The organism is Sneathiella sp. (assembly GCF_029233945.1).
In the GTDB taxonomy this organism is placed as follows: Bacteria; Pseudomonadota; Alphaproteobacteria; order Sneathiellales; family Sneathiellaceae; genus Sneathiella.
In genome coordinates this window covers 1-21,867 of sequence record NZ_JARGOQ010000019.1, presented here as the reverse complement: position 1 = coordinate 21,867, position 21,867 = coordinate 1, and the positions used below count along the sequence as shown (strand labels likewise).

Genomic DNA, 21,867 nt, shown 5'->3' with positions numbered 1-21,867 from the left:
GCATAAGGAGGCGGTGCGCCGCGCCGTCAATATCCTGAGCTTACCGCAGAACGCGCCGCTCGCCCTCAAACTCACCGCCAATACGGTGAGCCGCATGTGGTGGGCGACGGGGGATGCCTCCGCCGATTATAACTGGTACACCAAGCGGTTGACCTTGGCGGGCGTCTACGCCGCGACGCTGTTCTACTGGCTCGCCGACAAGTCCGAGGGGCACGCCAAAACCTGGGAATTCCTCGACCGCCGCATTGAGAACGTTATGCAGATCGAAACCGCCAAATTCAAATGCCGCGAACGGCTTAAAGAAAAGCCCGATTTTTCGCATATCCCGAGCCCGAGGAGATTTTGGCGGAACCTCACGGAGCGGTGAGGGGAACCTTTCACTTGTTGTTACGATATATCAAATGAAATAAGTAAGCTACAGATTGATAGTCATTTGGACTAATTGGAGCTTTGATCTTCGAATTCCTGACCATACCGAAAATCAATTATCTCATATACTTCATTAAAAATATTAGTTTGTTGTGGGAAAACGCGCATTCCCAATGGGCTGTTTAATTGAATACTATTAAATACTGCCGCTTTAATTTTTTTTGGATCTTTTGCATCTTTTGGTACTGTTGTGTTTTGTCCGCGAGCATAGGGGAAAATTAACTCTACTAAATAGTACATGAATGCCGCATCGGCAATATGCCCGTTTATTCTGTCGCTGCTCATTATGGTTTCAGAACGGTCGCTTAGTCTTGCGTTATTAATTTGGTACTCAAGGACCAACCTAAGGAGGTAAGGCGCATAATCAGCGTTCGCATATTCAATGCAAGTTTTTATTATATTGATTGAATTTTTCGGAGGTTGAGAAAGTAATTTTTTATAATCTATTTTTTGAAATATTTCTGTACCTTCATCGTTATTTTTTTTCCCGTTTTCTAGTTTTTCAACACATTCAGTGACTATGTTTGACGCAAATTTTAGTATCTCGGTAAGTGCGTCGGGAAGTTCAGCGCGCGCGACCAATTCTTTGCGCATTATAGCTTCATTGTGGCGTCTTTTATCTTCGTCAAAAGATTCTTTCTGCAAATTAATTTGCTTATTAATTTTATGTACAGTCCATCCTGCCGCGCAAAGTGCGCCAACCAACGCTATCAACCCTGCAGCTAGCGTTTGCCACTTATATAAACATTCAATCCAGTCATCCATTATGATCACTATGCTAAGTATTTGAATTTTAATGGCAAGCAGTAATAAATCATTTGCAGCCAGTCATATTAATCCATAATCTTTTGCTCATTTTGCAAAATTTATGATTTAAGTTGAAATAGTGGCTCATAATTTCAGAAGATCTATCGTTGTACCTAAGCTGTCTCGACAGCCAGTCACTATAAGTTATAATTGTATTAGTTGGAATTAATATAGCTTATTAAATTCCGACTTCATTACGTGGCTCATATTTTGCAATGCTTAAAAAGGGTGCGCCGGATGGGATATCTCGATTTTATTTCTGGTATATTTATCGGTAACGTTTCGGCGATAGTTTCACTGGTGTTATTTAATTATGTTTTGAGCCCGAAAGTTACTTTTTCGAATGACATTAGATGCATTAATTTTAAAAAGGAAAATTGGAAGCGTTACTCAATAAAAGTAAAGAAAAAAGGGTTTGTTGACCTAATAGATACTAAAATAAGTTGTAGGATAGAAATTGCTGATATTGGGAAAAACGGAGGAAAATTATTAAATTTTTATGATATTCCAGCAACCTTGTCGCGTTCATTGCTCGTATCTCGAGGGACAAGAATTGTTCATTTGAAATTAATTGAAGCAATAGACTTTTCTGATAATAGGGATGTCAATTTTCAGCGTCATGTTAAGAAAAGAATTCCAGAAAAAGGTCTCCGTTTTGAAGATATATTTATGGCTTACCCAGATGTTAAGATTATCGTTCATATAATAGGGCATGATCGATTTACGGGCGTAAAAAAATTGTATGTTTCACCTCGATACTCCTTTCACAGTTTAGTCTACGGAAAGTGGCGCGGAATGATCGTTGAGTAAAACAATTTGACGCAGCTCTGACACAGCTGTTGCTGCGGATCGTCGGCTCTCGTTGCCTTCCTCCCTCGGAAATTCATCCGTCGTGTGCCTAAGCCTTCATTGCCTTCCCGCACAAAAAAAGGGCCGGAGAACCGGCCCTTTTTGCTTGTGTCTGTCGAGGCAGCGCGGGTCAGGCGCTGTCGCCCTCGATCACGTATTTCTTCTCGTGGGCCAGCCCCATATAGAGGCAGACGCACATGGCGAGGAGGACCACCGTGAAGGGCAGGCCGACCGTGATCGCCGCCGCCTGGAGCGCGGTGAGGGCATCCGCCCCGCCGCCAAACAGCAGCGCCGCCGCGACCACGCCTTCGATGACGACCCAGAAGATCCGCTGCACCACCGGCGCATCGACCTTGCCGCCCGCCGTGATCGCGTCGATCACGAGGGAGCCGCTGTCGCTCGAGGTGATGAAGAAGACCAGCACCAGCACGATGCCGATGGCCGAGGTGATGGTGGCAAACGGCAAATTCTCCAGCATATGGAACATGGCGAGTTCCACCGATTCCAGCCCGCCCGCGAGGGAGCCGACACCGTTCTGGATCTGGTCAAGGGCGGAGCCGCCGAAGACGCTCATCCACACCAATGTCACGATCGTCGGGATGATCAGTACCGCGATCAGGAATTCCCGCACCGTCCGGCCCTTCGAGACGCGGGCGATAAACATGCCCACAAACGGGGACCAGCTGATCCACCAGGCCCAGTAGAACACCGTCCAGCCCTGCATCCAGGCCTCATCCTCGCGCCCGATGAAGTTGCTGTAGGCGACGATCTGGCCGAGATAGCCGATCAGGGTGTCGCCCATGGTGGCGATAATCACCGCCGTCGGGCCGACAATAAAGACGAACAGCAGCAGAATGGCCGCAATGCCCATATTGATGTTCGAGAGCAGCTTCACCCCGCCGTCCAGGCCGCGAATGACCGAGAAGAGCGCGAGCGAGGTGACCACGATAATCACCGCGATCTGGGTGTTGATCCCGGCCTCGAACCCGAAGAGATAGGCAATCCCGGCGGAGGCCTGCTGCGCGCCGAAACCAAGCGAGGTGGCAAGACCAAAGAGCGTCGCCAGCACCGCCACCGTGTCCACCACATGGCCGAAAAAGCCCCATGAATGATCGCCGATCAGCGGATAGAAGGCCGAGCGGATGGTGAGCGGCAAGCCCTTGTTATAGGAGAAAAACGCGAGGGACAGCGCCACAACCGCGTAAATCGCCCAGGGGTGCAGCCCCCAATGGAACATCGTCGCACTCATGGCGAGGTCCGCCGCGGCTGGGGTGCGCGCCTCCACGCCGAGCGGTGTCTCGTACCAGCCGGTGTAATAGGCGGTCGGTTCCGCCACGGACCAGAACATCAACCCGATGCCCATGCCCGCCGCGAACAGCATCGCGAACCAGGACGGGCGGCTGAACTCGGGCTTCGCGGCCTCCCCGCCGAGGCGGATCTTGCCGACGGGCAGCACGATCAGCGCGAGGCAGAAGATGACGAAGATATTCCCCGCCACCATGAACAGCCAGTCAAAGGCCCCGATCGACCACCATTTCGCGCCGTCCAGCGCGCCTTTCGCGGCACCCGGCGCCAACAGGACGCCCACCACGAACAGGATGACGAGGCCGGACGAGACCCAGAACACCGGGTGATGCACATCCATCCCCCAGCGTTGCAGATTGCTCTGCCCCACCTCAAAATCCGTTTCATATAAGTCTTCGCTCATGTTTCCCCCATTTCTATTCCGGCCCTGCCTCGTCCAGGATTGAGCAGCAGGCGCGGGAATTTCCTGAACGTCTTTTCAATTGCCTAAAAATGTAGCAAACTTGATGTCCGATGTCCACTCAAGCAGCGGCAACAGGAGGGGCGTAACATCCCGCCGGAGGGCATGTCCAGAGATTTTCTAATTATTTTTCAATGTATTACGCCCGGAAATTCACCCGGCTGTTGCCCTCGCCATCCGCGCCGATGACGAGGGTGCCGTTTCCGATAATCTTCACGTCGTAATAATGCTTCTTGCCGATATTTTCGAGCAGGCCCTTATAAAGCACGCCTACGTAAATCTCGGTTTCGGCGATTTGATAGGCATGGGCGCTATCGATCTTGCCGTCTTTTATCTCGACGGTGACCAGCTCCTTCGATTTGTCCTTCGTGTAAAGGACAATCTTCTTCACATCGGCGACCTTGCTGCCGGACAGGTCGATTGTAATCCGGGCCATGATTTCTCTCTTTCTGTTGTGGGGGTGGGAGAGAGACGGAGCGGCATCCGGGCTTGTGAAAAATAGCCTTTCACCCGGTTCATTTTGCGCTTATCCTGCCTTAAAAAGGAGAGCTTATGGGCGAGAAACTCTATTTCGATGACATCAAAAAAGGCGATAAATTTGCCGGGGCGAGTTTTACGGTGGTGCGGGAGGAAATGCTCGATTTCGGGCGGCGCTTCGATGATCAGCCGATGCATTACGATGCCGAGGCGGCGAAGGCGCTGGGCTTTCCGGATGTGGTCGCCTGCGGTGCCTATACCTTCGCGCTTTCCTCCAAGGCGGCGACCCATGTCTGGCAGCAATGGCATTTCCTGCCGTCCGGCCTCGGGGTCGAGTTGAACTTCCTCCGCCCGCTCTTTGCAGGCGATATGCTGACCACGGAAATGGAAGTGCTCGATACCCGCCTAAGCTCAAAGCCGGGACGTGGCTGGCTCGATACCATTCTTCGCTGCACCAATCAGGAGGGGAAGGAGGCCTTTACAACGAAGGCGCATTTCCTCCTCCTCATGCGGCCCGAGTAGGCCGGGAATATGAAAAAAAAGGCCGTCCAGCGGGAGTAGCTCGCCGGACGGCCAAGGTCAGGGCCAAGGAAGGGGAGACCTTCGTCAATGGCCCGCGGGAATACTAAAAGGAACGTGACAAGGCTACCGCGACGATGCCGCAGGCGTCATCGCATTGGCTGCTTGGCAAGTCTGTATCGGTCCAGCCGACGCTGAGGCCGAAGCCGGCAATCTCGGTGGAGACGCTGACGCCGTAATCGGTATAATCGTCGGTGCCCCAGGCGGCATTATCATCGATCGACTGATACCCGACCGTACCGGACAGGGTGAAATATTTGCCAAGCGGAATATCGATGCCGCCATGGGTGTAATAGGCGTCGCCGCTGTCACCGAAATATTCGGGAGAGTAGTTGAGCCCGGCATTGACAGCCATAAAGCCGAAGTCATAGCCGATGGACGGAGCAATCTCGAAAAAATCGTAATTCAGGCTGCTGTCCGCGCCGGGATAGGTGTAGTAGATCGCCGAGAGGTCCCAGCTGAACATGTCAACGCTGCCGCCAACGCCCGCATAATAGTCGATCTCAATCGTGGCGTCCGCGAATTTCACGTTCGATGCCCAGATGCCTGCGCTCACCGCTGCCGGACCAAAGTCGTAGGAATAATCGAAACCGCCCTGGACGGCAGGATTATTTCCTGTTTGGGAAATACCGCGAAACGTATAATCGGATGTAAGGGAAATGTTCGCTGAAAACTCGCCGGGTATGGCGCTTTCCTCAACCAGCGGATCGGCATTTGCAAATGAGACGACACCCAGGGTGATGATCGGGATAATCAGGAAGCTTGACTTGTTCATATACGTAATCCTCACGAGACATGTTGATGACAGTTTTATTGCAACCGCTGTGCCAATTATTAAAATTGTGTTAAATCAAATAGTTAGATGGGTGACAGTATCGGAAATGCCGCGCCGCCGCATAAATTTTCAGCAGAAAATGCTGCAACGCACAAATTTTGGTGAAATTTTAGGCAGCAAGCATCTGGCGATTGTCGGGGATTTCGCCTAGATTGGCGGCACCATCGAGAAGGAGCGTAAAAGTGCACGGGGAAACAGAGCGCAAGCTGGCCGAAGCGACGGCCTTGCAAAAGCGCGGGGACAAGGACGCGGCGGCGGCAATTTACCGCCAGATCCTAAAGAAAGAGCGTAAAATTGCGCCGGCCCATTATAATCTTGCGCTTCTGTTAAAAGAGCAGGGCAAATGGCTGGCGGCGGAGAAATCCTTCAGGGCGGCGATTGCGGCCGATCCGGCCTACGCCCTTGGCTGGCGCGGGCTTGCCCGGTTCCTGGCCGAGCGGAACAAGCCGCGCGAAGCTGTCCGCACCGCTTTAAAGCTCGCGTCCCATGATGATTTTTCCCCGTCGAGCTTGCAGGAACTCGCGGATTTGCTGGAATTGGTGCCGGTTGGCGATCTCGGGCCCGCAGGCGACGAGGCGATGCTCCGGTGCCTCAATTCCGACGAGGTGGAGAGCGACCGCTTTATCCTGACCCTGCTTGCGCGCATTCGTCGCCAGAGAGGCATTATAAAGATGCTGGACGGGACGGGCGGGCTCGCCGGACTGGAAGGCGCGCTGAATGAACCGGTGATCGCGGCGGCGTTCTCGCGGCTGATCCTGCCCTCCCCGGAGTTGACCACCCTGATCGAGAAGGCGCGCGCGCAGCTCTTGCAGGAGACATGGGAAATGGCGCAGGAACTGATGGCGCTGATCGCGTTGCAGTTGGCGCTCACGGAATATGCCCTTGAAACCCCGCCCGGCACGCCGCCGAAACCAACGGCGCTGGAGCCCGCGCTCCGCGCGGCGCTCTATGGCCCGCTGGAGGCGGATGTGGCGATGAAGCTTCTCACGCAGGAGGAAGCGCAGCTCGCCACCCGGCCCTGGTGCCGTCTGCTGCTCACGCGCATGGGGCCGCAGACCCTGCGGGAGCGGGAGATTGCCGCGGCGCTTCCGCGTCTCTCGGCGAGTGGGGATGCGGTCTCCGGCGCGGTGCAGGCGCAATATGAGGAAAGCCCCTATCCGCGCTGGCGCGAACTTCGAAGCGGCGGGGAGACAACGTTGCCCGCGCTTTTGAAACGGTTGTTTCCGTCCATTACGGCACCAATGCCCGCCGAGAGCCCGACTGTGCTGATCGCGGGATGCGGCACCGGTCGCCATGCGCTTCGAACGGCGCGGCGGATTATCGGGGCGACGGTGACGGCGATTGATCTCTCGCGGAGCTCGCTGGCCTATGGCGCGCGGCAGGCGGAGGCGCTCGATATTCAGAATGTTACCTTCGCGCAGGCGGATCTTGTTGATCTGCCGGACAGCCTCGGGCGGTTTGACCTGATCGAGGCATGCGGCGTGCTCCATCATATGGCCGATCCGGAAGCGGCCTGGCGGGGCCTGACAAAGTTCCTTGCGCCGAACGGCGTGATGAAAGTCGCGCTCTATAGCGAGAGCGCGCGGCAGGATGTAATCGCTGTTCGCGAAATGGTGGGGGAGCGGATGGAGACCCTCTCCCTCGATAATATCCGCAGCTTTCGCAAAGAGCTGCTGGCCCTGCCGGAGGACCATCCGGCGGCGTCCGTGACAAAGGCGCTCGATTTCTATTCTTTAAGCGGCTGTCGCGATTTTCTCTTCCACCGGCATGAGCAGCGCTTCGATATCCCGCGCATTGCGGCGGCGATAGACGATCTGGGGCTCGAATTTCTCGGCTTTGAATTTGCCGATCCAAAAGTCATGACCGCTTACCGCGCCCGCCATGGCGACGATCCGTCGGGCCGCAACCTCGCCAACTGGCAGGCGATCGAGGCGGAAAACCCGGCGCTCTTTCGCGGGATGTATCAATTCTGGTGCCGGGCGCAGAAATAGCGCTCGATTTTGCTGCGCTGCAATAAAAATCTTTTAAAAGTTGCCCGATTGCCCTATGTTCGGCCCCAAATTGACATCTCCCTGAACTGGAAGTTTATCACGTGATCAAGCCAACGCTTGCCGCCGTCACCGGCCTGTTTTCCGCCGGGCGCAATACGGCTGACCCCATTCGCTTCACACCGGGCCGGATCAAGACGGAACTGCTCTCCGGGCTGACCGTGGCCCTGGCCCTGGTGCCGGAGGCGGTTGCCTTCGCCTTTGTCGCGGGCGTGCATCCGCTGGTCGGGCTCTATGCGGCCTTTATCGTCGGGCTGGTGACCGCGCTGATCGGCGGACGTCCGGGAATGATTTCCGGCGCGACCGGCGCGCTGGCCGTGGTGATGGTCTCATTGGTGGCGCTGCATGGGGTGGAGTATTTGTTTGCCACCGTCGTGCTGATGGGGATATTGCAGCTCTTGGCCGGTATTTTTCGCCTGGGCAAATTTATCCGGCTGGTGCCGCATCCGGTCATGCTCGGCTTTGTGAACGGCCTTGCCATTGTTATCTTCATGGCGCAACTGACCCAGTTCCAGACGGTCGATACCTATGGCGAGATTGTCTGGATGAACGGCATACCGCTTGTCACCATGCTCGGCCTTGTCGCCGCGACCATGGCGATCATCTGGCTGATGCCGAAACTGACAAAGGCCGTGCCCGCGCCGCTTGCCGGTATTGCCATTATTGCCGCGATCGTCATTGCCTTCGGCATCGATGTGCCGCGGGTTGGCGATCTGGCCTCGATCAAGGGCGGCCTGCCGGACTTTCATATCCCGATGGTGCCGATCAATCTTGAAACGCTGGAGATTATCTTCCCCTTCGCCCTGATCCTCGCGGCCATCGGCCTGATCGAGAGCCTGCTCACGCTTAACCTCGTGGGCGAGATTACCGAGCAGAGCGGCGGCGCGTCGCAGGAATGCATGGCGCAGGGCCTCTCCAACACGATCACCGGCTTTTTCGGCGGCATGGGTGGCTGCGCCATGATCGGCCAGTCGATGATCAATATGAAATCGGGCGGACGGACACGGCTGTCGGGTATTTCCGCCGCGCTGTTCCTGCTCGCCTTTATCCTCTTTGCCTCGCCCCTGATCGAGCAGATCCCGCTTGCCGCGCTGGTGGGCGTGATGTTCATGGTGGTGATTGGCACCTTCGCCTGGCAGAGCCTGCGCATTATGCGGATTATCCCGCTCTCCGATACGCTGGTCATCATTCTGGTGACAGCGGTGACGGTGTTGAGTGACTTGGCCGTCGCGGTTGTTGTTGGGGTGATTGTCTCCGCGCTCGTCTATGCCTGGAGCAATGCGCGGCGCATTCACGCGATCACGGAAATCAATGAGGCGGGGGCGAAGATCTACAAGATCGAGGGGCCGCTGTTCTTTGGCTCCACCGATGGTTTCGCGGAAGTCTTCGATATCAAGGGCGACCCCAAAGTCATCATCGTTGATTTCATGAACAGCCGTGTGGTTGACCAGTCGGCCCTGCAGGCGATTGAGGTGCTGGCGTCGAAATATGAGGCGCTGGGCAAGGAGATACAGCTCCGTCATCTCTCGCGCGATTGCCACCGGCTCCTGAACCGGGCCGGGCAGTTGATGGTCGATTCCGATGATGATCCCAACTATGGCGTTGCCGTCGATTACTCGGTCAAGACCGGGATTTTGAGCGGCGGTCACTAGGCCACTTCATATCGGTCTTGCCTTTGGCGGGTTTGGTCCTATTGTTGGCGCATCTTCTAACTCGCTAACAATCGGGACATAACAATGCTGAACAATAAAATCATCCTGATCACCGACGCCCTGCATTTTCTGGGGAAGACCGGCAGCCGCGTCATGACGGCGGAAGGCGCCACCGTCTATGCGCAGGACGAGGCCTTTACCGACGCGGCCGTGCGGGAAAAATTCGAAAAAGAGATCCCCGGCGTCATCGCCCTTGCCGAGCAGGACCCCACTGATCTTGTGGAAAAAGTCATCGCGGCGGAGGGGCGCATCGATGTGATGATCAATAACGATGCCTTCCCGGCACTGAAGGCCGCGATTGACGACGCGGATATCGAGGATTTCCGCCGCACGCTGGAGGCGCTGATGGTGCGCGGCTTTCATTTCGCGAAGGAAGTCTCCCGGCATATGAAGAAAGCGGGGCGGGGCAAGATCCTCTTTATCTCCTCCGCCGCGCCGAAAAACGGCATTCCCAACTATTCCATGTATGTGGCGGCGCGGGGCGGGACCAATGCGCTGGCGCAGAGCCTCGCCAAGGAGCTGGGCCGCTATAATATCCAGGTGAATGCCCTCGCGCCCAACTTCGTTGAAAGCCCGGACTATTTCCCGAAGGAACTTCTCGAAAATGAAGCGGCGTTCAAGAAGATCACCTCACAAATTCCCTTGGGCCGTCTTGGCACACAGGAAGAGGCGGGCGACTATCTTCTCTTCCTCGCCTCCGACAAGTCGAACTATATTACCGGGCAGGTGCTTTATTTCGCGGGCGGCTGGGCGATCTGACGGTCAGGCCTTCGGCTTTTGGGTGAGGGGCATCAGGCGGGTGACATGGCCCATCTTGCGGCCCTCGCGCGCCTCGGCCTTGCCGTAGAGATGCAGGCTGTTCTCCGGGTCCTCCAACAGAGTGCCCCAAGCCTCGACCTCGTCGCCGATCAGGTTCTTCATCACCGCATTTGAATGGCGGACAGGGTCGCCAAGGGGCAGGCCGCAGACGGCGCGGATGGCCTGTCGATACTGGCTGGTGGCGCATCCCTCGATCGTCCAGTGGCCGGAGTTATGCGGCCGCGGCGCGAGCTCATTGACGAGGATCTGATCGTCCTTGGTCACGAACATTTCCACCGCGAGCAGCCCGACAAGCTCGATCTTCGTGGCGATTTTCTCGGCCATTTCGACGGCTTTTTCCGCGAGCCAGGCGGGAATATCGGCGGGCGCGAGCGTGATATCGAGGATATGGTTCTTGTGGCGGTTCTCCACCGGGCAGAAGGCGGCGGTTTCCCCCGCCGGATTGCGGGCGACGATGACGGAGATTTCCATCTTGAAATTGACCAGCCCTTCAAGGATGGACGGGGTGTCCTTCATCCCGGCCCAGACATCGTCGAGATTGCTGGCGCCGGTGATTTTCACCTGCCCCTTGCCGTCGTAGCCGAGGCGGCGCGTCTTCAGGATCGCGGGGGCCTTGATCTGCTTGACCGCCTGGACCAGTTCGTCGATGGATTCCACATTCGCGAAGTTCGCCGTGCCGATGCCGATATTATTGATGAAGCTTTTCTCGAACAGGCGGTCCTGCGTGATCTCCAGCATCTTCGCTCCCGGACGCACCGGGACAATGCCGCTCAGGAACTCAACCGTATCCGTCGGGATATTCTCGAATTCCAGCGTCACCACATCGACGCTCCCGGCGAAGGCGGTGAGGGCGTCACGGTCGCTATAGCTGGCGACGGTGGAACGGTGGCTGACCTGCGCGGCGGGGCTGTCCTCTTCGGGGCCGAAGACATGCACGAAATAGCCCATCTCCGCCGCCGCGATGGCCATCATGCGGCCAAGCTGTCCGTCTCCCAGAATTCCTATATGCCCGCCGGGTGAAATCGTTGTCATTGTTATTATACTGCCTTTATTTGGGCTTGAGAGCGACGGCTTCGGTTTGTTGTTCGCGCCAGATTTCGACGGCGCGGGTGATCTGCTTGTTATTGAGGCCGAGGATCTGCGCGGCCAGAAGCGCCGCATTGATCGCGCCTGCCTTGCCGATGGCGAGGGTGCCGACGGGCACACCGCCCGGCATCTGCACGATGGAAAGGAGGCTGTCCATGCCGTTCAGCGCCTTGCTCTCGACGGGGACACCGAGTACGGGAAGCACCGTCATGGAGGCTGTCATGCCTGGAAGATGCGCCGCGCCGCCGGCGCCCGCGATAATCACCTTGATCCCGCGCGCCGCCGCATGGCTTGCATACTCATAGAGGCGGTCCGGCGTCCGGTGCGCCGAGACGATTTTCGTCTCGAACGGAATTCCCAATGTTTCCAGCGTATCGGCGGCATTCTTCATGGTTTCCCAGTCGGACTGGCTGCCCATGATAATCCCGACGTCTGCATCCCGGTTGGTCATTTTTGCGCTTCCCTTTTGCGACCTTGACGGTTTGAAGCCCGAGATTATAGGCATGCGGGCCAAAGACGCAAGCGAAGCTTACGTCAATATCAGGCGGGGGTTGCATTTACGGTAAAAGCGGCGGAACACTTTGAGTTTTCAGACAAATTGTTATAGAATTCCGGCCAAATAATTCACCGATGAGGGGCAGGGGACAGGTCATGAAAATCGGAACAGGCGGACAGAGTCGCCCCGTGGCAAGCGGCACGGGCAGTAAAACCGGGAAAACCGGTGTAACAGGCCGCTTCACGTCACCCCGACAGATCGATGACAGCGCCTCCGTCCTTGGTATCCCGGAGGCCGAGCTTACCCCGCGTGTGCAGGACGCGATCCGCACGCTGATGGCGGAGGTGGACGGGCTGCGGGAGAGGGTGACGGATCTGACACGGCGGGTGAGCGAGGCTGAGCATATTGCCGATCAGGACCCGCTCCTGCCGATTTACAACCGCCGCGCCTTTGTGCGGGAACTGACCCGCGTGCAGGCCTCGGTCGAGCGCTACCAGACCGAGGCGAGCCTCGTCTATCTCGATCTCAACCGGTTTAAGTCAATCAATGACGACCTCGGTCATGAGGCCGGGGATTACGTGCTCTCCCAGGTCGCGATCCGCCTCAAAGAGAGTGTCCGCGATACCGACATTGTCGGGCGGCTCGGCGGCGATGAGTTCGGCCTGATCCTGTCGCGCACGAAGGCAGAGGATGCGCGCAACCTGATCGACCGCTTGCCGAAGCTGTTCGCGGAAAAGCCGATCATCTGGAAAGGGGCGTCGCTGAACACCTCTATTTCCTCGGGCGTGGTGTCCATCCATTCCGGCCAGAACCCCGAACAGACATTAAGCGCCGCCGATAATGAGATGTATAAGGAAAAACAGCAGGCCAGCCGACCCGAGGCGTGAGCCGGGGAGCGGGCCTGTCAGGCGATAATATCGGGCAGCATCATATTCTGCGTCGCGTAAATCTGGTCCTTCAGGATGAGTTTGCGCTTCTTCAGCCGTTGCAGTTGCAGCGAGTTGTAATTGCCGGTTTCGATCAGGGCATCGATCGCCCGATCCAGGTCGCCATGTTCGGTTTTCAACTGTTCCAACTCTGCGCGCAGCACTTCCTGCTCGTCTATTTCCGCCATAATAAAAGGCACTCCGACAACTATTTTCCCAAGAAGCGACAGCTATGCTACCCTAACGCGGGCAATGATGTAGCGTAACGTGAATATTAGCACTTTTCCCCGCCGAAGCCTAGGGTCAGGCGTCGTGGTGGGGATGTTTTTCTTGAAGGGGGGCCTGTTCAGGATGGCGATTTTTTCCTCGGCCGTATTTCCGCCCAGCCAGCTCTGGGACTATGCGGTCAAGCTATACAGCAATGCGGAGGTGTCGGCGGCCTGCCTCCGGCTGCAGGACCGGCGCGGACTTGACGTAAATATGCTGCTGTTCTGTGTCTGGGCGGCGGCGAGCGGACGCGGACGGCTGAACCAGGAAGAACTGGAAGCCGGGATCGAGGCAGGGATGCGTTGGCAGGCCGAGGTGGTGGCCCCGCTCCGTCACGTGCGCCGTTTCCTGAAGGGGGGAATAGCCCCCGCCGACAGCCGCCTCGCGGCGGAGCTTGGCCGGGGCGTTTCAGATAGTGAGCTTTTCGCCGAGCATATGGAAATCCAGTTCCTGAATGAATTCCTGAAACGTCCCGCCACCGGCTCCTTCGGTGCGGCGGAGCGGGGGGCGGCGGCGGCCGATAATCTCGCGGCCTATCTCGGCCATGTCACGCGCGATCTTTCCTCCGATGATCTATCCGACCTGCTGCTGATCTGGCAACAGGCCTTCCCCGAGGCGGAACCCCGCCTGACAGACCTGTTCGGGTCTTAGCCATAAAAAGAAAAAGAGTAATGAAACAGATTAATTTGTTCCGTCGAAGCCTCTTCCCTTTGATTGCCTTTATCATGGTTACCCTCGCCACCTCTGCCAGTGCGGCGAGCAAGGAAGATGACCTGCGCGATGCGCTGATTACGAACGGGCAGGCCTGCGCCCAGAAGGGCGACCAGAATTGTGCCGATGTCTGCGAGTCGGCGTCTAAAAACATTGCGGATAAGACCCTGTCGAGCCAATGCTTCTGGCTCTACAAAAAAGCCGCGATGGGCGGGAAGCTCATGAGAGGGGATCCGGCGTTCGAACAGATGAGACAGCAAGGCAGGTTCTGCGTGGGCCGCCGGGATGCCCCTTGCGCGCAGGCCTGTAAGGCAGCGGCGCAGGATCCCGCGAATGCTGAGTTGGTCGCGCAATGTAACACCGAGTATCAGCGCATCCTGGCCGCCAATCCGCCGCCCAAACCCAAGCCGGAGGAGAGCATGACGCTGGAGGCGCGTATTGCGTTGATGAAGGACAAAGGAGCCTATTGCACGGCGAAATACAGCCACAGTCTCCCTGCGGGCACGCGGCGGGCGGTTGATAACTGCAAGAGGGGCTGTCTGGACAAGCGGGCCTACGACCCGAATTATCCCGAAAATCGGCGGATAGCGGCGGTCAGCCAGTGCGAGAATGCTTACTACAATGTGGTAAAGGCGCTTGGGAAATAGGGTAGTTACGCGCCGCCTTTCAGCCCCGTCCATTCCCGCGCGAGGGAATTTTCCAGCCCTATCAGGTTGAGCAGATGGCCGGTGAACTGATCGATGTTATCAAATATTTTTAGATAATGACGCGGGTAAATTTCGCATTTCAATGTCAGTGTACTCCGGTGCATATATTTTTGATGAGCCGTCGGGGAAAAGTCCTTCCGTAATCAAAAACTTTCCTTCTTCAACAAAAAACATTGGATTGACATCCCTACGAACTACATTTGCAAACCAATTCGCGGCTTTTGTTGCCTCGAAGATTACTTCATGACATTCCTCCAGCCATTTTTCGTATCTTTCAACATCTTTGTCGTAATTAGGATTGAAACCTTCGCCTCTATAAAACCGCACTGCCCACCAGATGTTTTGATCGTTCCTCTCTGCATATTTTAAAAAAACATTACAACCCCTATGCAAAAGTATGGAAAGCGTTTTCGCTGCCTTCATAAATTCTGGATATTGTTCGGGCCATAGTGTCGCAATTACCTTGTGTCGGAAAATTCTAATGTTGTTGATTAATTCTTCTGGCCAATTAGGGTCAGGGGAAAGCGCATTACTTGTCCATTCGTTCCAGTATTTGAGTTTGCAGCATAAAACGGCTGAATCAATAACAGCAGTAATAGCAACTTCCTCAGCGAGCTTACGGGTGTCCGTTGTACTGCTAAGGTTTTGATTGACCCAAAGTTCATGTTCAGATTTTAATCTGTATAAGCGGTCGATTGGCCAGTCATCTTCATTCTCATCTATTTCACGGTGATGATTGGGGCAAAGGAGAATTCTGTTATGATATCCGTCGCGCGCGTTATCACTCATTAATTCTTTATAGCGCGCAGCTTTTGGCTTATCGCCCACTATATGAGCTTGTTCACCAAGCGTATATTGAGATGATACAGCATTTTTATCTTGGGTCAGCTCGGTCCTGCATTCAGGAAATGCACATCTATTTCCCGACCGCCCCCACAAGAGTTTGATATCCTTTTCAGACATGCCCATTTCTTTACCCCATTAGAAACTAATGTTCCATAGACAGAAACTATCCGGCGTAGAGTATTCTGTGCAAGGGTGATTTGGTTCAGGATAGTAGTGGGAATAACATGGAAGCATTTACGCGCCGTCCTTCAGCCCCCGCCATTCCCGCGCGAGGGAATTTTCCAGCCCCATCAGGTTGAGCAGATGGCCGGTGAATTGATTGATGATCTCGCCGGTCGTCTCGGGCTTTGTGTAGAAGGCGGGCACCGGCGGGGCGATAATCGCGCCCATCTCGGACAGCTGGGTGAGGGTGCGAAGATGCCCGGTATGAAACGGCGTTTCTCTCACGGCCAGTATAAGCTTGCGGCGCTCTTTTAAAGTCACATCTGCGGCGCGGGAGAGCAGGCTGCTGGTCACGCCCGTCGCAATCTCCGACATTGAGCGGACGGAGCAGGGCACGACCACCATGCCCATGGTCTTGAACGATCCGGACGCGATGGCCGCGCCGATATCGGCGGATTTATGGGTGTGGGAGGCAAGCGCTTTCACGTCGGAGACACTCATTTCCGTCTCCTGCGCGATGGTGATTTCACCCGCCTTCGAGATGACCAGATGGGTCTCCAGATCGAGCTTTTGGCAAGCCTGAAGCAGACGAATGCCGAGGCCGGCACCGGACGCCCCGCTGATGCCGATAACAAGCCGTTGATTTTCCGCCGCATTCCGATTTTCGGTCAAAATTTTCTTCCCCGGAGGCATTGATTCATGGTCATGCAGTTCATAGTTCTGTAATATAGAGTTGTCTAGCGCTGGCTTGCCAGCATCCTGTCGTTTCTAACAAAGGAGATACACTATGAGCACAGCAGATCATGTTGCACAGCTGACCGAAAAACACCATCAGATCGAAGAAAAAATCGAGAATGAACTGGCCAGCCCGTCCGCAGATCATGTGCATATCAGTGAACTCAAGCGCGAAAAACTCAGGATAAAGGAGAGGATATCGACACTCTCGGGGGAGGGGAAAGTCACCCATTAACCAGCGGCTTACCTCCGTTTCCTGAACCACTCATTCGAGATGGAAGAAGCGCTGAAATTCGTTTCGGCGCTTAATTTTTGCGGTCAGTCAGAGGCGTGAGGACGGCGCAGTCCGATCCTGTTGAGCCCGGCGTGAAGACGTCGCCGACGGCAGGGGAAAAATAGATTATCAAGGGGCTGGCGCGTATGATATTTATGGTTAATATAGGCGGAGGACGCGTTTGATGATTCGTCAAGTTTTATTTTTTTAAAAAGTTTTCCACAAGCAGTTGACGCGATAAGCGCCTTTATACAATATATAGTGGCTGCACGCGAAATCGGCAGTAGATAAAGTTCAATTAATGACCGTAAAACCGCTTATTGTTGTAATTACCGGAATAAAAACACAGCTTACCCGGCAATTGTTACAAAAATAAGGCACGTTGAACGATATTTTATTACAAAAATGGGCGCAATCCGCCGCGTAACGAGACGAAGATTATAGGGGTAAGGCGAATGCTGGATACGGTCGATATGCTAACAGATATTGTTCAGGTAAAGGATGGCGCGCGGGTCCAGATTGACCATAGCCGCGACAAATATTTAACTGAATTTGGCAAAGCCGTTTTAAAAGACCGCTATCTGTTGCCCGGCGAGAGTTTTCAGGACCTGTTCGGCCGGGTGGCGAGCGCCTATGGTGAAGGCGATTCCCATGCGCAGCGTATCTATGAATATATCAGCAAGCTGTGGTTCATGCCCTCGACGCCGGTTCTCTCAAACGGCGGCTCAACTCGCGGCCTGCCCATTTCCTGCTTCCTCAATGAATCGAACGACAGCCTGCGCGGTATTGTCGATCTCTGGACAGAGAATGTCTGGCTTGCCGCGAAAGGGGGCGGCATCGGCAGCTATTGGGGCAATCTGCGATCCATTGGGGAGGGTGTCGGCGCGGTCGGCAAGACCTCCGGCGTGGTGCCCTTCATCCGCGTCATGGACAGCCTGACCCTCGCCATCAGCCAGGGGTCCTTGCGGCGCGGCTCGGCGGCGGTTTACCTGCCCATCTCCCATCCGGAGATTGAGGAATTTATCGAGATCCGTCGCCCGACCGGCGGCGATCCCAACCGCAAGACGCCGAATTTGCACCATGGTATTCTCGTCTCCGACGCCTTTATGCGCGCGGTGGAGGAGGATGAGGAATGGGCGCTGACCAGCCCGCATGATCATGCCGTTGTCCGCACGGTGAGCGCCCGCAGCCTCTGGATCCGCATCCTGACGGCGCGGGTCGAGACCGGCGAGCCCTATATCATCTTCAATGACCGGGTGAACGCCCAGATGCCGGAACATCACAAGCTCGCCGGGCTGGAGGTCAAAACCTCCAACCTCTGCGCGGAGATCACGCTCCCCACCGGCACCGATCATTTGGGCAAGGAACGCACGGCGGTTTGCTGCCTGTCGTCGCTGAATTTAGAGAAATACGACGAATGGCAGGGGCAGGACGGCTTTATCGAGGATGTGATGCTGTTCCTTGATAACGTGCTGCAGGACTTCATCGACCGCGCGCCGGACGAGATGGCGCGGGCGAAATATGCCGCGATGCGCGAACGCAGCGTCGGCCTTGGCGTGATGGGCTTTCATTCGTTCCTGCAGGCCAAGCGCGTGCCGCTGGAATCGGTCATGGCGAAGGTCTGGAACCGCAAGATTTTCACTCATATTCAGCGCGGCGTGGATGCGGCCTCGAAATCGCTTGCGGATTTGCGCGGGGCCTGCCCGGATGCGGCGGATTACGGTTTTAACGAGCGGTTCTCCAACAAGACGGCGATTGCGCCCACAGCCTCCATCTCGATCATCTGCGGCGGCGCCAGCCCGGGGATCGAGCCCGCCGCCGCCAACAGCTATACCCACAAGACGCTGTCGGGCAGCTTCAACGTGCGTAATCCGCATCTGAAAGCGCTGCTGAAAGACAAGGGGCAGGATAATGAGGATGTCTGGAGCTCGATCACCGTCAAGGAAGGCTCCGTCCAGCATCTCGACTTCCTTGATGATCACGAAAAGGACGTCTTCAAGACCGCGTTCGAGCTGGATCAGCGCTGGATCATCGAACTCGCCGCCGATCGCACGCCGATGATCGATCAATCGCAGTCGGTGAATATCTTCCTGCCCGCCGACGTGCATAAGCGCGACCTGCACCAGATTCATTTCATGGCCTGGAAACAGGGGGTCAAGAGCCTCTATTACTGCCGCTCCAAATCCATGCAGCGCGCGGAAGTCGTCGCGACGAAGGAGGAACTGCCGAAAGAACTCCGCGAGCTTGCCGAGAGCCTCGTGCCCGTCCTCGCCAAGGCCGCCGAGGACGCCGGCGAGACCACCGACTACGAAGAATGCCTCGCCTGCCAGTAGGGCGGGGCCGGTCCCAACCGATTACGTTATAGAATGAAACCATCCCATGTCGCTCCTTGATGCCAAGCCGATCTACAAGCCCTTTTCCTATCCCTGGTGCTATGATGCCTGGCTGAAGCAGCAGCAGATCCACTGGCTGCCCGAGGAGGTGCCGCTCGCCGATGACGTGAAGGACTGGCACAATAATCTTTCGGAGTCGGAGCGGCATTTGCTGACGCAGATTTTCCGCTTCTTCACCCAGTCGGATATCGAGGTGAACAACTGCTACATGCGCCACTACACCCAGGTCTTCAAGCCGACCGAGGTGCAGATGATGCTCGCCGCCTTCTCCAATATGGAGACGGTGCATATCGCCGCCTATTCGCATCTTCTCGACACCATCGGCATGCCCGAGACGGAATATTCCGCCTTCCTCCATTACAAGGAGATGAAGGACAAATACGACTATATGCAGCAGTTCAATGTGGAGAATAAGTCGGAGATTGCGAAAACCCTCGCCGTCTTTGGCGCCTTTACCGAGGGGCTACAGCTGTTCGCGAGCTTCGCCATCCTGCTCAACTTCCCGCGCACCGGCAAGATGAAGGGCATGGGGCAGATCGTCACCTGGTCCGTCCGCGACGAGAGCCTGCATTGCAACTCCATCATCAAGCTGTTCAAGACCTTTATCGACGAGAACCCGGAAATCTGGACGAAGGAATTCTGTGAGGAGCTGTACCAGACCTGCCGCGAGATTGTCACCCATGAGGACGCCTTCATCGACCTTGCCTTCAGCGCGGGGCATATCGAGGGGCTGACGGCGGAGGAGATCAAGGCCTATATCCGCTATATCGCCGACCGGCGGCTCAATCAGCTCGGCCTCGATGAAATCTACCATATCGAGAAAAACCCGCTCCCCTGGCTCGACGCGATTCTGAATGCCGTCGAACACACCAACTTCTTCGAAAACCGCGCCACGGAATACTCAAAAGCCGCGACAAAGGGGACGTGGGATGAGGCGTTTGCTTGAGGGGGTTATCGCTTATGAAAACGCACTTCGTAGGAATCTTCTAAATCTTCATCATCATCATATTCATCAATGTCGAAATTATCTTGTGCGTATATGATTGTTAGAATTTTACCGTAGCTTCCAAGGCCCACGACCTCTTCGTGTAACTCAATGTTCCTTGAACCATTGAACCAAACGGAAAGATCGGTCATTTCATTGAGTCGCACACCTGATTCTATTGCCTTAGTATCGGCGTTGAGTCGCCAAGTTGCTGTTCCTTGGGGAACAGGGGTTCCCTTTTTTATCCATTCTAGGCCGTCAATTTCCTTTAACGACTTAGACATTGAGCAGTATTCAATTTGTTGTCCCACGCTTCTGATGATTGCTGTGGGAACGTCTATTCGTGAGACATAACGAATTCCGGTTGCCTCAAGTGACGTATCACAAATAATCCGCAATTTTTCTACAGCGTCCAAACCAACACCACTCCGTTTCATTTCACGAGAAAACAACGGATCCGGCATTAATAATCCAGCAGCGAAATGATCTGCCTCTACTTCGAATGGATCACCAGTAAAATTACCAGCACGCGAATGATGGACTGACGAACCATCAGCAAAAACATGTTCAATGTGTCCCGGCAATTTGTAATGCCCAATTTCATGCGCAACACAGAAATGCTGAAAGCCTTTATTTTCGATGTGCGTGGCATAGGCGATGCCATATTCCTCTCCCATTCGCATTAACATTCCCGACACGCCTTTGGAAGAGGTGGGCTTCGCCATTACAGTAATATCAAGCACATTTTCTGCTATCGCTATCGGGTTGATTGGAAATTCTTCGATCCCGAGTTTGCGTATGAAGTCCTCTGCTTCAAGTTCGGCAAATATTGGACTCCGGTGCGCCAATTTTAGTCTTCCTTTCGCCGCCTTGACTCGGCTCTATCGGCAAGACTTTTAAGCATATCCTCAGCAAAATCTTTGTCTTCCTGTGTGAGCTTGTCAATATGTCGGTGTAACCTGTCTGCTGCGCCAAGGTCGTGCGGATCATTTACTCGTCCTAAAAGATAGTCGGTCGTCACATTCAACGCATCGGCCAGTTTTCTTAAGTTTTCAAACGAAGGCTTTCTCTTGTTTGTTTCGAAATGTGATATGGCTGAAACTTGAAGTCCTGAGCGTTTTGCTAGGTCACCTTGATTGTAGCCGCATAATTCACGGGCAATTTTTAGTCGCTCTGAAAAAATTTCTGTAGGGGTTCTTGACATTAAAATGGAACTTTCGTATATTATGAATTGACGATTTAGTCAAATTTCCCAAAGGGGACTTTTTTTATAACCATATCAATGACGATATCGTCGTATTATAGTCTACGTTTTAAGCAATTTCAACGGAAAAGGTTAAAAAGTTATGAGCGACAGAGCAGTTTACAAAACCGGAAAAGATGACGATGGGGATATTACAGCCCTTTGTAACGACGGCGAGTATTGGTCGCCTCGACAAAAGGCTGATGCAATCCACGATATCGAAAATAAGATACATACATACTATGTGCCTTGGAAATCGGGCCGCACCGAAATCCGTGTTGTCAACGGCCCAAACGGAAAATACCTCCGTACAGATAGGGACGACACCACAAGGAACAATCTTGACGATTTGCCCGATTGCTAATTGATTAGGAAAAATCAAAATGAGTAGAAAAAAAGATATTCATGTAGTACCCAAATCCGAAGGTGGTTGGGCGACTCGTAAAGAAGGTGCCAGCCGTGCTGGCAGCCTTCATGGTACTCAACGCGATGCAATTGACCGTGCGCGCGGCCAGGCCATTCGCGAAAAGGTAGAGGTGGTTATTCACCGGAAAGATGGAACTATCCGGGATAGTGATAGCTACGGAAACGATCCGGTTCCGCCGAAAGACAAGAAGCATTAAACTACTTATTTCTTTGTTACGATTATAGCGGCGCACCTACCTTGCGCCCATCCTCCTCCGCTGTCTATTATACGCGAGGGTATTGTTGCGGGA

At 54.8% G+C, this 21,867-nt stretch carries 25 protein-coding genes; 14 read left to right on the top strand and 11 right to left on the bottom strand.

Annotated features, from left to right (window positions below):
* Positions 1–367, top strand: a 367-nt coding sequence (locus tag P1U71_RS08170; protein WP_301105086.1) for a COQ9 family protein, incomplete at its 5' end; no start/stop codon positions are given.
* Positions 368–438: 71 nt separating this feature from the next.
* Here the strand turns inward: P1U71_RS08170 and P1U71_RS08165 are convergent.
* Positions 439–1,194 (bottom strand): hypothetical protein, encoded by a 756-nt coding sequence (locus P1U71_RS08165; RefSeq protein ID WP_301105085.1) that lies wholly within the window; start codon positions 1,192–1,194, stop codon positions 439–441.
* Positions 1,195–1,473: 279 nt separating this feature from the next.
* Here P1U71_RS08165 and P1U71_RS08160 point away from each other — a divergent pair, with 279 nt between their 5' ends.
* Positions 1,474–2,046 carry a hypothetical protein gene (locus P1U71_RS08160; RefSeq protein ID WP_301105084.1) on the top strand — a complete coding sequence of 191 codons (573 nt, stop codon included), beginning with the start codon at positions 1,474–1,476 and terminating at the stop codon, positions 2,044–2,046.
* Between the two features lie 169 nt (positions 2,047–2,215).
* Here the strand turns inward: P1U71_RS08160 and P1U71_RS08155 are convergent, their stop codons facing one another.
* Together P1U71_RS08155 and P1U71_RS08150 are read right to left on the bottom strand one after the other, a co-directional pair.
* Complete coding sequence (locus tag P1U71_RS08155; protein ID WP_301105083.1) at positions 2,216–3,793, bottom strand: BCCT family transporter; 1,578 nt, start codon at positions 3,791–3,793, stop codon at positions 2,216–2,218.
* 196 nt (positions 3,794–3,989) lie between these two features.
* The gene (locus P1U71_RS08150) at positions 3,990–4,286 is read right to left on the bottom strand and encodes a hypothetical protein (RefSeq protein ID WP_301105082.1); all 297 of its coding nucleotides are present in this window, start codon (positions 4,284–4,286) and stop codon (positions 3,990–3,992) included.
* Between the two features lie 116 nt (positions 4,287–4,402).
* On the opposite strand from P1U71_RS08150, the gene P1U71_RS08145 reads away from it, so the two are divergent.
* Positions 4,403–4,849 (top strand): MaoC/PaaZ C-terminal domain-containing protein, encoded by a 447-nt coding sequence (locus P1U71_RS08145; RefSeq protein WP_301105081.1) that lies wholly within the window; start codon positions 4,403–4,405, stop codon positions 4,847–4,849.
* A 103-nt stretch (positions 4,850–4,952) separates the two neighbouring features.
* Here the strand turns inward: P1U71_RS08145 and P1U71_RS08140 are convergent, their stop codons facing one another.
* Entirely contained in the window at positions 4,953–5,681 is a 729-nt protein-coding gene (locus P1U71_RS08140) for a TorF family putative porin (RefSeq protein ID WP_301105080.1), read from the bottom strand.
* A 242-nt stretch (positions 5,682–5,923) separates the two neighbouring features.
* Here P1U71_RS08140 and P1U71_RS08135 point away from each other — a divergent pair, with 242 nt between their 5' ends.
* The 3 genes from P1U71_RS08135 (at position 5,924) to P1U71_RS08125 (ending at position 10,260) form a co-directional block, all read left to right on the top strand.
* The gene (locus P1U71_RS08135) at positions 5,924–7,732 is read left to right on the top strand and encodes a class I SAM-dependent methyltransferase (RefSeq protein ID WP_301105079.1); all 1,809 of its coding nucleotides are present in this window, start codon (positions 5,924–5,926) and stop codon (positions 7,730–7,732) included.
* 134 nt (positions 7,733–7,866) lie between these two features.
* On the top strand, positions 7,867–9,441 hold the full coding sequence (locus P1U71_RS08130; RefSeq protein WP_367281151.1) for a SulP family inorganic anion transporter: 1,575 nt from the start codon (positions 7,867–7,869) through the stop codon (positions 9,439–9,441).
* An 84-nt stretch (positions 9,442–9,525) separates the two neighbouring features.
* Positions 9,526–10,260 carry an SDR family oxidoreductase gene (locus tag P1U71_RS08125; protein WP_301105077.1) on the top strand — a complete coding sequence of 245 codons (735 nt, stop codon included), beginning with the start codon at positions 9,526–9,528 and terminating at the stop codon, positions 10,258–10,260.
* Positions 10,261–10,263: 3 nt separating this feature from the next.
* On the opposite strand, the gene P1U71_RS08120 is transcribed toward P1U71_RS08125, so the two are convergent.
* Complete coding sequence (locus P1U71_RS08120; RefSeq protein WP_301105076.1) at positions 10,264–11,352, bottom strand: 5-(carboxyamino)imidazole ribonucleotide synthase; 1,089 nt, start codon at positions 11,350–11,352, stop codon at positions 10,264–10,266.
* Positions 11,353–11,368: 16 nt separating this feature from the next.
* Positions 11,369–11,857, bottom strand: coding sequence for a 5-(carboxyamino)imidazole ribonucleotide mutase (gene purE / locus P1U71_RS08115; protein WP_301105075.1), 489 nt, complete (start codon positions 11,855–11,857; stop codon positions 11,369–11,371).
* 200 nt (positions 11,858–12,057) lie between these two features.
* Here purE and P1U71_RS08110 point away from each other — a divergent pair, with 200 nt between their 5' ends.
* Positions 12,058–12,789, top strand: a complete 732-nt coding sequence (locus P1U71_RS08110; protein ID WP_301105074.1) for a GGDEF domain-containing protein — start codon at positions 12,058–12,060, stop codon at positions 12,787–12,789.
* 17 nt (positions 12,790–12,806) lie between these two features.
* Here P1U71_RS08110 and P1U71_RS08105 read toward each other — a convergent pair whose 3' ends face one another.
* Complete coding sequence (locus tag P1U71_RS08105) at positions 12,807–13,016, bottom strand: DUF465 domain-containing protein (RefSeq protein ID WP_301105073.1); 210 nt, start codon at positions 13,014–13,016, stop codon at positions 12,807–12,809.
* Positions 13,017–13,179: 163 nt separating this feature from the next.
* Here P1U71_RS08105 and P1U71_RS08100 point away from each other — a divergent pair, with 163 nt between their 5' ends.
* Positions 13,180–13,746, top strand: a complete 567-nt coding sequence (locus P1U71_RS08100; protein ID WP_301105072.1) for a TIGR02444 family protein — start codon at positions 13,180–13,182, stop codon at positions 13,744–13,746.
* 20 nt (positions 13,747–13,766) lie between these two features.
* Entirely contained in the window at positions 13,767–14,453 is a 687-nt protein-coding gene (locus tag P1U71_RS08095) for a hypothetical protein (RefSeq protein ID WP_301105071.1), read from the top strand.
* A 99-nt stretch (positions 14,454–14,552) separates the two neighbouring features.
* On the opposite strand, the gene P1U71_RS08090 is transcribed toward P1U71_RS08095, so the two are convergent.
* Together P1U71_RS08090 and P1U71_RS08085 are read right to left on the bottom strand one after the other, a co-directional pair.
* A complete protein-coding gene (locus P1U71_RS08090) occupies positions 14,553–15,476 on the bottom strand; it encodes a hypothetical protein (RefSeq protein ID WP_301105070.1) in 924 nt (307 codons plus the stop codon).
* Positions 15,477–15,593: 117 nt separating this feature from the next.
* A complete protein-coding gene (locus P1U71_RS08085; RefSeq protein ID WP_301105069.1) occupies positions 15,594–16,193 on the bottom strand; it encodes a UbiX family flavin prenyltransferase in 600 nt (199 codons plus the stop codon).
* A gap of 115 nt (positions 16,194–16,308) precedes the next feature.
* Between P1U71_RS08085 and P1U71_RS08080 the strand changes: the two genes are divergently transcribed.
* The 3 genes from P1U71_RS08080 (at position 16,309) to P1U71_RS08070 (ending at position 19,869) form a co-directional block, all read left to right on the top strand.
* Positions 16,309–16,491 (top strand): DUF465 domain-containing protein, encoded by a 183-nt coding sequence (locus P1U71_RS08080; protein ID WP_301105068.1) that lies wholly within the window; start codon positions 16,309–16,311, stop codon positions 16,489–16,491.
* A 494-nt stretch (positions 16,492–16,985) separates the two neighbouring features.
* Positions 16,986–18,863, top strand: coding sequence for a ribonucleoside-diphosphate reductase subunit alpha (locus P1U71_RS08075; RefSeq protein WP_301105067.1), 1,878 nt, complete (start codon positions 16,986–16,988; stop codon positions 18,861–18,863).
* 46 nt (positions 18,864–18,909) lie between these two features.
* Positions 18,910–19,869 (top strand): ribonucleotide-diphosphate reductase subunit beta, encoded by a 960-nt coding sequence (locus P1U71_RS08070; RefSeq protein WP_301105066.1) that lies wholly within the window; start codon positions 18,910–18,912, stop codon positions 19,867–19,869.
* Between the two features lie 5 nt (positions 19,870–19,874).
* Here P1U71_RS08070 and P1U71_RS08065 read toward each other — a convergent pair whose 3' ends face one another.
* Entirely contained in the window at positions 19,875–20,756 is an 882-nt protein-coding gene (locus tag P1U71_RS08065) for an ImmA/IrrE family metallo-endopeptidase (RefSeq protein WP_301105065.1), read from the bottom strand.
* 2 nt (positions 20,757–20,758) lie between these two features.
* Positions 20,759–21,112 carry a helix-turn-helix domain-containing protein gene (locus tag P1U71_RS08060; protein ID WP_301105064.1) on the bottom strand — a complete coding sequence of 118 codons (354 nt, stop codon included), beginning with the start codon at positions 21,110–21,112 and terminating at the stop codon, positions 20,759–20,761.
* Between the two features lie 142 nt (positions 21,113–21,254).
* Here P1U71_RS08060 and P1U71_RS18005 point away from each other — a divergent pair, with 142 nt between their 5' ends.
* Positions 21,255–21,515, top strand: coding sequence for a DUF3892 domain-containing protein (locus tag P1U71_RS18005; protein WP_367281148.1), 261 nt, complete (start codon positions 21,255–21,257; stop codon positions 21,513–21,515).
* Positions 21,516–21,534: 19 nt separating this feature from the next.
* Positions 21,535–21,774, top strand: coding sequence for a DUF2188 domain-containing protein (locus tag P1U71_RS08055; RefSeq protein ID WP_301105063.1), 240 nt, complete (start codon positions 21,535–21,537; stop codon positions 21,772–21,774).
* Positions 21,775–21,867: the final 93 nt, after the last annotated feature.